We start from the raw sequence: 13,998 nt of genomic DNA on the forward strand, positions 1-13,998 counted from the left end.
GAAGTATAGTAAAAGACAAACTACTCCGTTTGTCTTTTTTCGTGTCCTATAATACAATTATAGTAGCAAACTAACGTTCGTTATGTAAGTGAAAGGTGGGGTTACATGTCACTTCGATTTGTGATTGGTAGAGCGGGAAGTGGAAAAAGTACACTTTGTTTACACGAAGTGCAAGAAGAGTTAAAGCAGCGCCCAAGAGGGGAAACAATATTATATCTTGTGCCAGAACAGATGACATTCCAAACACAGCAGGCGTTAATTGATAGTGAGGATGTTAGAGGTTCTATTCGGGCACAAGTTTTTAGTTTTTCACGGTTAGCGTGGAAGGTGCTGCAAGAAGTTGGCGGAGCGAGTCGTCTTCACATTGATGAAGCAGGCGTACATATGCTACTTCGTAAAATTGTAGAGTCTCGTAAAGATGGATTATCAGTGTTCCAAAAAGCAGCGGAGCAAAACGGTTTCTTTGAACATCTTGGTAGTATGATTGCGGAGTTTAAACGTTACAACGTGACGCCATCTAACGTATATGAAATGTGGCAACAATTAGATGCGCATAGTAGCAGTGCCGAACAAAAGCTATTAGCGAATAAAGTGTATGATCTACAACTATTATATGATGATTTCGAACGTGCTTTAATTGGAAAATATTTAGATTCAGAAGACTACCTGCAATTGCTAGTCGAAAAGCTTCCGCAATCTGAATATGTAAATGGGGCTGAAATTTATATAGATGGATTTCATTCGTTCTCACCGCAAGAGCTAGAAATTGTAAGACAGCTTATGATTTGCGGAGCGAGAGTTACGATCACGTTAACGATAGATGAAAAAACGTTAGCGCAGCCAGTAAATGAACTAGATTTATTTTATGAAACGACGTTAACGTATGAAAAAATAATACAAGTAGCACGTGAAGAGAAGATAGAAATTGAAAAAACGATTCCGCTTATGGAACAACCACGTTTTCATTCGCAAGCATTAGCGCATTTAGAAACGCATTATGAAGCACGACCAAATGAAAAGTTTCACGGGGAAGCAAGTGTAACGATTAGTACAGCCGCGAATTTACGAGCTGAAGTAGAAGGTGTTGCTCGTGAAATTCGTAGACTTGTGGCGGACGAAGACTATCGTTACCGAGATATTGCGGTTCTTCTTCGTAATGGGGAAAGTTATTACGATGTGATGCGAACGTTATTTACAGATTATAATATCCCGCACTTCATCGATGAAAAACGCCCGATGTCACATCATCCGCTAGTAGAATGTATTCGTTCTGCACTAGAGATTATTAGTGGGAATTGGCGTTATGATGCAGTGTTTCGCTGCGTGAAAACTGAGCTTTTATATCCATTAGACGTAAGAAAAGAAACGATGCGCGAAGAGATGGATGAGTTTGAAAACTACTGTTTAGCGTACGGTGTACAAGGGAAGAGATGGACTTCTGAAGATCCATGGATGTATCGCCGCTATCGTTCTCTTGACGATACAGACGGGATGATTACAGACAGTGAACGTGAAATGGAAGAGAAAATAAATCGACTGCGCGACGTTGTAAGAACGCCTGTTACTCGTATGCAAAAAAGGCTGAAACGTGCGGGAACAGTTATGCAAATGTGCGAAGCTGTTTACTTATTTTTAGAAGAGCTTGATGTTCCGAAAAAACTAGAAGCATTACGTGTTCGTGCAGAAGAGAGCGGAGATTTCTTATTTGCGACAGATCATGAGCAAGTATGGGAAGAAGTAATGAGTCTTCTTGATACGTTCGTTGAAATGCTTGGCGAAGAGAAAATGTCACTTTCTATGTTCACAGACGTTATGTCGACAGGGCTTGAGGCGCTTCAATTCGCAAACATTCCGCCGTCATTAGACCAAGTGTTAATTGCGAATATTGATCGTTCTAGATTATCAAATGTGAAAGCAACATTTGTCATTGGCGTGAATGAAGGTGTAATTCCAGCAGCACCGATGGATGAAGGGATGCTTTCTGATGAGGAAAGAGAAGTTCTTAGCGTTGCAGGTATCGAATTAGCACCAACGACGAGACAAACCTTATTAGAAGAACAGTTCGTTATGTACCAAATGGTAACGAGAGCAACTGAGAAATTATATATTTCATGCCCGCTTGCAGATGAGGAAGGGAAGACGTTACTTGCGTCTAGCTTTATTAAGAAAATAAAAAGAATGTTCCCTGATGTGAAAGATACATTTATTACAAATGACGTAAATGATTTATCACGTTTAGAACAAATTTCATACGTAGCAACGCCAGAAGTAACGTTGTCATATGTTATGCAGCAACTTCAAACGTGGAAGCGATATGGATTTGAAGGGAATTTAGATTTTTGGTGGGATGTATATAACTTCTACGTAACTTCAGATGAATGGAAACAAAAAAGTAGCCGCGTATTATCAAGTTTATTCTACCGAAATCGTGCGCAAAAGCTAAGTACAGTTGTAAGTAGAGATTTATATGGAGATAAAATAAAAGGAAGCGTATCTCGTATGGAATTATTTAACCGTTGCGCATATGCTCATTTCGCGCAGCACGGTTTATCGTTAAGAGAGCGTGACATTTTCAAATTGGATGCGCCAGATATCGGGGAACTATTCCATGCAGCGCTGAAGAGAATTGCAGACAGGCTATTACGTGAAAACCGTACTTGGGCGGATTTATCAATAAAAGAGTGTGAGCATCTTTCGGCTGTAGTAATAGAAGAGATTGCACCGTTATTACAAAGACAAATTTTATTAAGTTCAAATCGTCATTTCTATTTAAAACAAAAACTACAACAAATCATTTTCCGTACATCGATCATTCTTCGTGAACATGCGAAGTCAAGCGGTTTCGTACCAGTTGATTTAGAAGTGCCATTCGGTATGGGCGGTACAGGATCGCTTCCGCCGATGGAATTCTCATTACCAAATGGTGTGAAGATGGAAGTAGTTGGTCGTATTGACCGTGTTGATAAGGCAGAAGACGAAAACGGTACATTCCTACGTATTATTGACTATAAATCAAGTTCAAAAGCGTTAGACTTAACGGAAGTGTATTACGGATTAGCACTTCAAATGTTAACGTATTTAGATGTTGTTACTTCGAATGCACATACGTGGATGAAAAAGGGAGGTACTGCATCACCGGCTGGTGTACTGTACTTCCATATTCATAACCCGATCGTTGAGATGAAGGGTGACGCATCTGAAGCAGAAATTGAGAAAGAAATTTTAAAGAAATTTAAAATGAAAGGACTTGTACTAGGAGATGCTGATGTTGTTCGTTTAATGGATAACAAACTTTCAACAGGCAGCTCTGATATTATTTCTGCTGGTTTGAAAAAAGATGGCAGTTTTAGTGCGCGTTCGAGTATTGCAAGTGAACAAGAGTTTAACGTACTTCAAAAATACGTACACCATACGTTTGAAAATATCGGAAAAGACATTACAGAAGGCGTTATTGATATTGCTCCTTATAAGAAGGGGAATAAAGCGGCGTGTACGTTCTGTAACTTCAAATCTGTTTGTCAGTTCGATGAATCACTCGAAGATAACCAGTTCCGTACGCTAAAAGATATGAAAGATAACGAAGCGATGGAGAAAATTAGAGAGGAGGTTGGCGGAGAATGATTGAAAATTGGCCTAAAAAACCAGAAGGTAGTCAGTGGACGGATGACCAGTGGAAAGCGGTTGTAGCGAACGGACGTGATATATTAGTCGCGGCAGCAGCTGGATCAGGGAAAACAGCAGTATTAGTTGAACGTATTATTAAAAAGATTATAAATGAAGAAAACCCAGTCGATGTCGACCGCCTGCTCGTTGTAACATTTACGAATGCAGCGGCGCAAGAGATGAAAAACAGAATTGGGGAAGCGTTAGAAAAGGTATTAATTGATGAGCCAGGATCGCAGCACGTAAGAAAGCAGCTTAGCTTATTAAATAAAGCCTCTATTTCAACGATCCATTCATTTTGTTTACAAGTAATTAGAGGATATTATTACATGCTTGATGTTGATCCTCGTTTCCGTATTGCGAATCAAACAGAAAACGAATTATTAAAAGAAGAAGTGTTAGATGACATATTAGAAGAAGAGTATGGAATCGAAGATAATAGTATTTTCTTTGAACTCGTTGACCGTTATACGAGTGACCGTAGTGATGATGACTTACAGCGTATGATTTTAGCGCTTCATACAGAATCAAGAGCACATCCAAATCCGGAAAAATGGCTCGATAAATTAGTAGAAGCATACGACGTGGAAGGAAAGACAATTGAAGATCTAGTGTACGCTTCTTACTTATTAGAAGATGTGAAATTCCAGCTTGAAACAGCAGAGACACATATTCGTAAAGCGACTGAACTTGCAATGCTTCCTGACGGTCCGACGCCCCGCGTTGAAACACTGCAAGCTGATGCAGTTTTACTTGGAACGTTATCATCAGCTGCTCGTGAATCATGGACAAGTGTGTATGAAGCGATGCAAAATGTATCGTGGCAAACGTTAAAGCGTATTAAGAAAAGTGATTACAACGAGGATGTTGTAAAACAAGTAGACTCTCTTCGTAATAAAGCGAAAGATGAAGTGAAGAAATTACAAGAAGAGTTATTTAGCCGTAGACCTGAAAGTTTCTTACGAGATTTTCAAGATATGCATCCTGTATTAGAAAAACTCGTACAGCTTGTAAAAGTATTTACAGAGCGTTTCCAAGCGATGAAGCGGGATAAAGGAATGGTCGATTTCACAGATTTAGAGCATTTCTGCTTACAAATTTTAAGTGAACAAAGTGAAAGTGGTGAAATGAAGCTATCAGCAGTAGCGCTTCAATATCGTAATAAATTTGCTGAAGTACTAGTCGATGAATATCAAGATACGAACTTTGTGCAGGAATCCATTATTAAATTCGTAACGAAAGATTCTGAGAGTGAAGGGAACTTGTTCATGGTAGGTGACGTGAAGCAGTCGATCTATCGTTTCCGACTAGCAGAACCAGGCCTGTTCCTAGGAAAGTATAAACGCTTTACGCAAGAAGGATTAGACGGCGGAATGAAAATCGATTTAGCGAAAAACTTCCGTAGCCGTCATGAAGTGTTAGCAGGTACGAACTTTATTTTCAAACAAATTATGGGCGAAGAAGTCGGAGAAATCGACTATGATGCTGACGCTGAATTAAAGTTAGGTGCTAGCTATCCAGAAGGTGAAGATGTAGCAGCTGAACTACTATGTATTCAGCAAACGGAAGAAGAAGTGCAAGACGGAGAAGAAGGTGCGGAAGTAGAAAAAGCGCAACTTGAAGCTCGCCTTATGGCGCAGCGTATTAAAGCGATGGTTGATTCAGGCTATGAAGTGTATGATCGTAAAATGGATAGTATGCGCCCTGTACAATACCGCGACTTCGTTATTTTACTTCGCTCTATGCCATGGGCGCCGCAAATTATGGAAGAGTTAAAGCTGCAAGGAATTCCAGTATACGCTGATCTTGCGACTGGTTACTTTGAAGCGACAGAAGTAAATATTATGATGAACGTCTTCCGCGTGATCGATAATCCGATGCAAGATATTCCGCTTGCCGCCGTACTTCGTTCACCAATCGTTGGGTTAAATGATGGGGAACTTGCGACGCTTCGTGCTCACGGGAAGAAAGGTTCGTTTTATGAAGTAATGAGCACATTTTTAAAAGGGGCACCACTTGAAGAAGAGCAAGAACTACATGATAAATTAGAGTGGTTCTATAACTTACTGCAAGGATGGCGTGAATTCGCGCGTCAACAGTCACTTTCTGATTTAATTTGGAAAGTGTACGGTGAGACAGGTTATTATGACTTTGTTGGCGGTTTACCAGCCGGAAAGCAAAGGCAAGCAAACCTGCGTGTACTTTATGACCGTGCAAGACAATATGAAGCAACATCGTTTAGAGGATTATTCCGCTTCTTACGCTTTATTGAGCGTATTTTAGAACGCGGTGATGATATGGGAACTGCGAGAGCTTTAGGTGAACAAGAAGATGTTGTTCGTATTATGACGATTCATAAAAGTAAAGGACTTGAGTTCCCAGTCGTATTTGTAGCGGGACTAGGTCGTCGTTTTAATACACAAGATTTAATGAAACGTTTCTTACTGCATAAAGACTTCGGTTTCGGTTCACAATTTATCGATCCTCGTAAACGAATTAAATATACGACATTATCGCAACTAGCAATTAAGCGTAAAATGAAAATGGAATTAATCGCGGAAGAAATGCGCGTGTTATACGTAGCGTTAACGCGTGCGAAAGAGAAGTTAATTTTAATTGGAACGGTTAAAGATGCCAATAAAGAAATGGAAAAATGGCTCGATGCAAGGGAGCATAGTGAATGGTTATTACCAGACCATATACGTGCCGGAGCGTCTTGTTATTTAGACTGGATTGCACCTTCATTATATAGACATCGTGATAGTGAAATGCTTCTTGAATTAGGACAAGGAAGCATTCCGGGTGAAATCTATGGATATGACACGAGCTGGAAAGTAGAAGTTGTTGACGGCAAAACGTTACTTGCACCGGAACCGGTTCAAGAAGAGAAACAAGAATTGTTAGAAGCACTTCGTGAGAAAAAAGCTGTTCCCTTGCAAAGTGAACGGAAAGAAGAAGTGTACGACAGATTAATGTGGAAGTACGGATATGAGGAAGCAACATCTCACCGTGCGAAACAGTCTGTTACAGAAATAAAAAGAAACTACCAATCAGAAGAAGGTAGCGATAATGCCTTTATTAAAAAACTACGTGCGCCAATTAAAACACGTCCTCGTTTTATGGAGAAAAAAGGATTAACGTATGCTGAAAGAGGTACGGCAGTTCACGCTGTTATGCAGCATGTTGATTTGAAGAAGCCGATTACAGAAGAAGTGATTCGGGAGCAAATTAGTGGCATGGTTAATAAAGAGCTATTAACATTCGAGCAAGCAGAGGAAATAGCGATTGAAAAAGTCATTTCATTCTTTGACAGTGACTTAGGTAAAAGGGTATTAGTGGCGAAAAGCGTTGAGCGTGAAGTGCCATTTACGATGATGCTTGCAGCAGAAGAGGCGTATCAAGATTGGCAAGGTAAGAGTGACGAAACAATTCTTGTCCAAGGGGTTATCGACTGCATGATTGAAGAGGAAGATGGTATCACTTTAATCGACTTCAAAACGGATACGATTGAAGGGAAGTTCCCAGGCGGATTCGATCAAGCGAAACCAATTTTAGAAGATCGATATAAAGTACAGCTTTCGTTATATGCAAAGGCGCTTGAAAAAAGCTTGCAACATCCTGTGAAAGAGAAATGCTTATATTTCTTTGATGGCAATCATGTTGTCAAAGTTGAGGAATAGAGGGACTTGAAAATGGCAATGGAAAAAACGTTAAGAACTTGTGAACAGGGACATGAATATTATAAAAGTAGCGATTGTCCAACTTGCCCAACCTGTGAGAAAGAAAAGAAACCAAAAACAGGATTTCTTTCACTTCTTTCATCACCAGCACGAAATGCGCTAGAGCACCATGGAATTCACACGATAGAAGAACTCTCAAAGTATAGTGAAAAAGAGATTTTAAAACTACATGGTATGGGTCCAGCATCCTTGCCGAAGCTTAGAAATGCTTTGGAGGAGAAGGGGTTATCATTTAAATAAAATGAAACAGTAAACAGTGGAGTTTTTGATAATATTGAATGAGGTAAAAGAAAAAAGTAGGAGATATTCTCCTACTTTTTTTTACGCTGTTCCAATTTGATCTTGATCAGCCACATCAGAATCAAACGTATTTGTTGCGCTAACACCGTTAAACGTATTCACGACAAATCCAACATTGGAAGCTCCGGAACCATTATAAGCTTTCGTATTTTCTTTCGGAGACACGTTATAAAAATCCCCTAAATTGAACGAACCATTACTGTTTTGAACGACGAGATTTCCAACAACAGAAGGCATACTATCCACCTACTTTACTAAGCTTTTTAATTACTATATGAATTATTGTGCGGAAGGTTCATCCGTAATATATTGGCGGATTTGCATAATACGAGAGTTATTAAAAACATAATCAACATTTCCAATTTGAAAGCAACCAGAATTTAAAAGTGTTCGCAATTCAACATTGTTTACTTCAATAAAAGGGCATTCATTCACAATGTTTAATTTTACATCTGTCGTTCGTTTTGGGATTGTGATGTGTTCATCTGTAAAGATTTCAAATGCGTCTAAGCGGCCTTCGTCTTTTATATAACAAGGAATTTCCCTATGGACGGCAAGAGCTCTACTTTTTAATTCCATTTGATTGGCATCTCCAACTTGAAATACGGCACTAATCCCTAAAGAAATAATAGAAACATTTTGGACAACAGACACATGATGTAACATAGTTTCTCAGTCTCCTTAACCTGGAGTAGGAGGGACATCTGTGACTAATGGTACAAATGGACCCTCTGTAACAGTTTCAAATGGTGTATCAAGAATAGAAGATAGTATGAGGAAATTTGCATCCCCAATTAAAAAGAGTGCGGACGACGATACACCGTTCATTTTAATTTGGCCTACTTTTAATTCGCGATTTACAACGTTAAGATTCATACATACTTACTCCTTTCGGAAATTGCCCGGTATGTGTTGAATAAAAGAGAGGAAAGCTTTGTCGATATCATGCTTCATTGCTTGAATAATGATATCCCGTAAATAATCTGGATCTGTTGAAATCCCTTCATAGGATTGCGTTTGTGATAAATAATAAGGAAGTCTATGCTCCATCTGTTTTTTTATGTCATCAACCATCATTTGTCGATACATTTCATCGAGCGGCGTTCTCTCTTCTTGTTCAAAATGGAGAATTCGATTATAGGCTTCTTCATCTAAGTAACGATGCATTTCTTGAAGGATGCCTTGGTAAAAATCTGGGTTTGTATCTGTTTCAGGATTTACTTTTAATGTTTCTGTATCCACTTGGAAATCTTCAATTTGCTGTCCTTTTGCTGAAAACGGATTTAAACCGATATTTAAAGTGCCATTTAAATTTTCTACTTTTAATTGATCGAATTTGTATTCCACTTTTCCTACAGAAGAGGAGGGGCGATTTTTTAATTCGTTAAGCTCTTCTTGGAGTTGGCGAACTTGATCTTCTAGGTTAAGGATGGTTGCTTGTTGTGCTTGAAGAGCTTGTTGAAGTTGGTGTAAGTAAGTATATATATCTTGATTCATTTTGTGAAACCTCCTTTTCAGTAGGGAGGGGAAAAATATTCCTGCTATATATTTATGACAAGGATGTCTTAAGAAGAACTAGTTGATGGTTTGATAGAAATAATTTGTCCTTTCGCCTGCAATGGGCGAAGAGGCTCTGTAAATCCACCGCTATTTGAGAATTTCGATAGAGCTTTAATACTTCCTGCAGTACCAATTTGGAATACAGAAGAGGTTGTAATGCTATCAATTCTAATGCTATTAATGATGATGCTTTGGTTTACATAAAAATTCAATGCAATCGCCTCCTCTAAGTTGAGCCAATTATCGCTTGATCAATTACATCTGAATCATTGACAGTCGTTGCGCTTTGATAATTGTAGACAGAAACGTTATCTCCGACATTAAAAGAGCCGGCCCCAGCAAAAGCGCGTGAATAACTAATAGGCCTAATCGCAAATACATCTCCAATATGAAAAATACCACTTGATCCAATATTGACGATACGAATATGTCCGACCATAGCTGGCATACAAAACACCTTTCGTTTTTAAAATTTTCTTTTCTACTATTGTATGGGCGTTTTCAATAAAATGTGTTTTTTTTTATAAAAGAAACACACACGTTATTGCGTGTGTGTATTGAGTGTTTGATTAGGGTGAAAATCCGTATGTACATGCCAAATTACATTTAAGAGCCTGTCCAGTTCTTGGCTACAATCCACTGTTTTTTGAGAAGTCATTCCGTAGCGTTCAGCAAAATAAATCATTTTTTCACGTTTTTTTTCAATCGCTTGCTCAAACATTGAAATCGGCTCCATCTCTAAATGAAATTTTTAGTATATATGTAGTACATATTATACAAAAAACCAATAAAAAAGAAACACCTTCGCTAAAAAAAGTAAAATTTCTACATTTTATGCCAAATATAAAGGAGTAACGAATAGAATATGAGAAGAATATTGTAAAAATTAGCGTGCATGAGAAGGTTTTTTTCTAACGGATGCGAATACAATTAAAGGTCATGAGTTTTAGGATGGAGAGTGGAAATATTGCGTTTGGTAACGGCGAAAAAAGATGAAAAGGTATTTGTAGGTATTGTGGATGAAGAGGAAGAAAAGGTATTGCATGTAAGAGAAGCGCAAAGACAAAAAGGGGAAAAGGTTACGATTCCGATTACAATGTTAGAGTGTATTGAAAGAGGAACCGAATGCTTTGAAAAAATATGTGATATTGTAAATTGGGCAAAGGAAAATGAAGGGGCGGCGTATTATCCGTTAACTGAGGTGAAAATATTAGCACCAATTCCAAGGCCAAGGAAGAATATTCTTTGCGTTGGAAAGAACTATCGTGAGCATGCGATAGAAATGGGCGGAGTAGAGTCAATTCCAGAAAATATAATGATCTTTACGAAAGCGCCAACGACAGTTATTGGAATGAATGAAAAAATTAATAGTCATCCCCACGCAACGAATGAACTAGACTATGAAGGAGAACTAGCTATCATCATTGGTAAGCGAGGGAAACAAATAAAAAAAGAAAAAGCGCTTGAGCATGTTTTTGGTTACACCATTATAAATGATATAACTGCTCGCGACATTCAAAGGAAACATAAACAATTTTTTCTTGGAAAAAGTTTCGATACATTTTGTCCGATGGGACCGTATCTAATTCATAAATCAATGGTTGAAACGCCAAATGCGTTACACATTGAAACAATAGTAAATGGGGAAGTAAGACAAACTTCAAATACAAATAAAATGATTTTTTCAATAGAAGAAATCATTTCAACGATAAGTAAAGGAATGACGTTAGAGCCAGGCGATATTATCGCAACAGGAACGCCGGCTGGTGTCGGAAAAGGTTTCACACCACCGAAGTTTTTGCATGCGGGTGATGAAGTGGTCATTACAGTAAAAGGAATTGGTACTTTGCGAAATGTAGTGAAATGAAGAAAAGGGCTATCTTATTAATAGATAGCTCTTTTTTATGGCCATGGGTTATTGAAAAAATCTAAAATAGCAAAAATATATAATCCGATGAGTATTAACGTACAAATCCCGATTAGCATAACGGCAAGAGAACTTCTTTCGCGGCCAAAACCGATAGCTGTAAGGAAAACAGCAGCCCAAAATGAGATTTTAAGTAGCATGAATGTATGAGGTGTTGAGTAGTACCTGAGTAACGTTATAGATAATAGGAATCCGATGAATGTAATGGAAATGAGAATAGTAGCTAAATAGTTAATATGTTTGCCGTATTTCAAAAGCATACAATTACCCCCTGTAAAATAAACTGAATATTCAATCTGATTTTACAGTAAACTACTAAAAAAATAAAGAGGTTGTCCCAACATGTAGGACAACCTCTTTATTATTATGATAATACCGCTTTAATTTTTTGGAACGCCCACTCTAAATCTTCTTCAGAGATTACTAGCGGTGGTGCGATACGAATTACATTTTCGTGTGTTTCTTTACATAATAGACCAGCTGCTTTTAATTGTTCGCAGTAAGGACGAGCTGGCTCGTTTAATTCGATACCGATGAATAAGCCTTTACCACGAATGTCAGTAATCATTGGGTTATCAATTTCTTTTAATTGCCCAACTAATTTTTCGCCTAATTGAAGAGAACGCTCTGTTAATTTTTCTTCTTCTAACACTTCAAGAGCCGCGATAGAAACAGCACATGCAAGTGGGTTACCACCGAATGTAGAACCGTGAGAACCTGGCTCGAATACGCCTAAAATGTCACGGTTTGCTGCTACGCAAGAGATTGGGAATACGCCGCCGCCAAGTGCTTTACCAAGTATGTACATGTCAGGAGTTACATTGTCCCAATCACAAGCAAATACTTTACCAGTACGGCCTAAACCTGTTTGGATTTCATCTGCTACAAATAAAACGTTTTCTTTTTTACATACTTCAAGAGCTTCTTTTAAGAAACCAGCTGGTGGGATGTTAATTCCTGCCTCACCTTGGATAGGCTCTAAAATGAATGCAGCTGTGTTTGGTGTAATAGCAGCTTTTAACGCTTCTAAATCACCGTAAGGAATTACAACGATGCCAGGAAGCATTGGACCGAATCCACGCTTGTACTCTTCGTTTGAAGACATAGAAACAGCACCCATTGTACGGCCGTGGAAGTTATCTTCACAAACGATGATTTCAGCACGGTTTGCTTCTACTTTCTTCACATCATAAGCCCAGCGGCGAGCTGTTTTAATTGCAGTTTCAACAGCTTCTGCACCTGTATTCATTGGAAGTACCATTTCTTTATTAGTTAGTTTCGCAACTTTTTCGTACCAAGGACCTAATTGATCGCTATGGAAAGCACGAGAAGTTAACGTAACACGATTAGCTTGGTCAATTAAAGCGTTAATAATTTTTGGGTGACGATGACCTTGGTTTACTGCAGAATATGCACTTAATAAGTCCATATAGCGATTTCCTTCAGGATCTTCTACCCAAACGCCTTCTGCTTTAGAGATAACGATCGGAAGTGGGTGATAGTTATTTGCTCCGTATGTGTCTGTAAGTTCGATAATATCCTTAGTTTGAATCATGATTGTTCCCCCTTTTGTTATTACAAGAAGTTTGTAAATACTCTAAATATTATATCATTTAAATGTAAAAAAGCGAAACATTTCCTGAAAATAAATGAACATGTTATCATATAGAGTGAAAAAGTGTGAAAAGAGGAGGTAGGGGATACGATGGTACATATGCATATTACAGCATGGGCGTTAGGTTTAATTTTATTCTTCGTTGCGTATTCACTTTATTCAGCAGGAAGAAAAGGTAAAGGTGTACATATGGGGCTTCGCCTAATGTATATCTTCATTATTGTGACAGGATTCATGTTGTACATGAGTATTGTGAAGACAGCAACAGGTAGCATGCACATGTGGTACGGCATGAAAATGTTAGCCGGTATTTTAGTTATCGGTGGAATGGAAATGGTTCTTGTAAAAATGAGCAAAAACAAACCAACAGGGGCGGTTTGGGGCTTATTTATTGTTGCGCTAGTAGCAGTATTATACTTAGGACTAAAATTACCACTTGGCTGGTACGTATTCAAATAAAAATAAAACCACCTTATAATCTCAAAGACTTGGGAGATAAGGTGGTTTTTTTTACTTTATGTTGCATCGATATGCAACTCTTCTCCGTTTACTTTCGTAAAACGAAACATGTTTTTATTTGACGTAGCGTGACGAACAAAATGGTGCTGCAATGTACAAATCATATCTTCGTTATCAAACAAAAGAATATTTACTCCTCCGCATGCTTCCTCTTTCGGTAAGAAAGATAAATAATTATGACAATACATGCAATCATATAAAGAGTAATGAAGGGATTGCAATGATTCGGTTAATAATGTAAAGACAGAGTCAGGTAATTCCTCAAGCCATTCCGTATAGCTAAGAAGTAATTTTTTTCGAATTCGTATCATTTCTCCGTTTTGTAAATGGTGCTGTTCGTTGGCGATTTGTAATACGTCTTGTTCATAGAAACGAGCTGGTAGCCAGTTGTTGTTATATAAAATCTCAAAGCCATCTTCGGCAATATCTTCTAATAAAAATGCTTCATCATTTTCATCATCAAAAAATACCCATTCATTGTTTATATATTCTACATTACCGACTGTATGAGCGCGAGGCTGGTTATATAAAATATGGTTACGTTGTATCATACACGATTTCTCCTTTATAAAAAGTAGTTATTTCTGTTATAGACAGTTCGTGCATTCTTTATAACTAGACACACCTAGACATAGGTGGGCATACAATAAAACACGTTTTACTGAGTGAAACTG

General features: G+C 38.2%; 15 protein-coding genes. 5 read left to right on the plus strand and 10 right to left on the minus strand.

Annotated features, from left to right (window positions below):
- Positions 1-105 precede the first annotated feature (105 nt).
- Genes addB through ABH961_RS01115 form a run of 3 tightly spaced genes read left to right on the plus strand, consistent with a single transcriptional unit; the run spans position 106 to position 7,643 of the window.
- Positions 106-3,621 carry a helicase-exonuclease AddAB subunit AddB gene (gene addB / locus ABH961_RS01105; RefSeq protein WP_098077685.1) on the plus strand — a complete coding sequence of 1,172 codons (3,516 nt, stop codon included), beginning with the start codon at positions 106-108 and terminating at the stop codon, positions 3,619-3,621.
- Positions 3,618-7,343 carry a helicase-exonuclease AddAB subunit AddA gene (gene addA / locus ABH961_RS01110; protein ID WP_404518772.1) on the plus strand — a complete coding sequence of 1,242 codons (3,726 nt, stop codon included), beginning with the start codon at positions 3,618-3,620 and terminating at the stop codon, positions 7,341-7,343. The genes addB and addA overlap by 4 nt, the downstream gene beginning before the upstream one ends.
- Positions 7,344-7,355: 12 nt before the next feature.
- The gene (locus tag ABH961_RS01115; RefSeq protein WP_098077692.1) at positions 7,356-7,643 is read left to right on the plus strand and encodes an RNA polymerase alpha subunit C-terminal domain-containing protein; all 288 of its coding nucleotides are present in this window, start codon (positions 7,356-7,358) and stop codon (positions 7,641-7,643) included.
- 81 nt (positions 7,644-7,724) lie between these two features.
- Here the strand turns inward: ABH961_RS01115 and gerPF are convergent, their stop codons facing one another.
- The 7 genes from gerPF to ABH961_RS01150 form a co-directional block, all read right to left on the minus strand.
- Positions 7,725-7,940: a spore germination protein GerPF gene (gene gerPF, locus ABH961_RS01120; RefSeq protein WP_001141566.1), complete on the minus strand. Its 216-nt coding sequence runs from the start codon at positions 7,938-7,940 to the stop codon at positions 7,725-7,727.
- A gap of 42 nt (positions 7,941-7,982) precedes the next feature.
- Positions 7,983-8,369: a spore germination protein GerPE gene (locus ABH961_RS01125; RefSeq protein ID WP_000902337.1), complete on the minus strand. Its 387-nt coding sequence runs from the start codon at positions 8,367-8,369 to the stop codon at positions 7,983-7,985.
- A gap of 15 nt (positions 8,370-8,384) precedes the next feature.
- Positions 8,385-8,579: a spore germination protein GerPD gene (gene gerPD / locus ABH961_RS01130; protein ID WP_001052804.1), complete on the minus strand. Its 195-nt coding sequence runs from the start codon at positions 8,577-8,579 to the stop codon at positions 8,385-8,387.
- A 6-nt stretch (positions 8,580-8,585) separates the two neighbouring features.
- Positions 8,586-9,200, minus strand: a complete 615-nt coding sequence (gerPC, locus tag ABH961_RS01135; protein ID WP_001070746.1) for a spore germination protein GerPC — start codon at positions 9,198-9,200, stop codon at positions 8,586-8,588.
- A gap of 68 nt (positions 9,201-9,268) precedes the next feature.
- On the minus strand, positions 9,269-9,475 hold the full coding sequence (gene gerPB, locus ABH961_RS01140) for a spore germination protein GerPB (protein ID WP_001012513.1): 207 nt from the start codon (positions 9,473-9,475) through the stop codon (positions 9,269-9,271).
- Between the two features lie 14 nt (positions 9,476-9,489).
- Entirely contained in the window at positions 9,490-9,711 is a 222-nt protein-coding gene (gene gerPA, locus ABH961_RS01145) for a spore germination protein GerPA (protein WP_001111187.1), read from the minus strand.
- 93 nt (positions 9,712-9,804) lie between these two features.
- Positions 9,805-9,984: an aspartyl-phosphate phosphatase Spo0E family protein gene (locus tag ABH961_RS01150; RefSeq protein ID WP_000462847.1), complete on the minus strand. Its 180-nt coding sequence runs from the start codon at positions 9,982-9,984 to the stop codon at positions 9,805-9,807.
- A 246-nt stretch (positions 9,985-10,230) separates the two neighbouring features.
- Here ABH961_RS01150 and ABH961_RS01155 point away from each other — a divergent pair, with 246 nt between their 5' ends.
- Entirely contained in the window at positions 10,231-11,130 is a 900-nt protein-coding gene (locus ABH961_RS01155; protein WP_176519562.1) for a fumarylacetoacetate hydrolase family protein, read from the plus strand.
- Between the two features lie 35 nt (positions 11,131-11,165).
- Here ABH961_RS01155 and ABH961_RS01160 read toward each other — a convergent pair whose 3' ends face one another.
- A complete protein-coding gene (locus ABH961_RS01160; protein WP_046958323.1) occupies positions 11,166-11,450 on the minus strand; it encodes a hypothetical protein in 285 nt (94 codons plus the stop codon).
- A gap of 104 nt (positions 11,451-11,554) precedes the next feature.
- The gene (gene rocD / locus ABH961_RS01165) at positions 11,555-12,745 is read right to left on the minus strand and encodes an ornithine aminotransferase (protein ID WP_000616656.1); all 1,191 of its coding nucleotides are present in this window, start codon (positions 12,743-12,745) and stop codon (positions 11,555-11,557) included.
- Between the two features lie 150 nt (positions 12,746-12,895).
- Here rocD and ABH961_RS01170 point away from each other — a divergent pair, with 150 nt between their 5' ends.
- Positions 12,896-13,264 (plus strand): YisL family protein, encoded by a 369-nt coding sequence (locus ABH961_RS01170; protein ID WP_098049105.1) that lies wholly within the window; start codon positions 12,896-12,898, stop codon positions 13,262-13,264.
- A gap of 56 nt (positions 13,265-13,320) precedes the next feature.
- On the opposite strand, the gene ABH961_RS01175 is transcribed toward ABH961_RS01170, so the two are convergent.
- A complete protein-coding gene (locus ABH961_RS01175) occupies positions 13,321-13,875 on the minus strand; it encodes a DUF2777 domain-containing protein (RefSeq protein ID WP_098077698.1) in 555 nt (184 codons plus the stop codon).
- Positions 13,876-13,998: the final 123 nt, after the last annotated feature.

The organism is Bacillus sp. RC251, from assembly GCF_044908765.1.
Lineage (GTDB): Bacteria > Bacillota > Bacilli > Bacillales > Bacillaceae_G > Bacillus_A > Bacillus_A wiedmannii.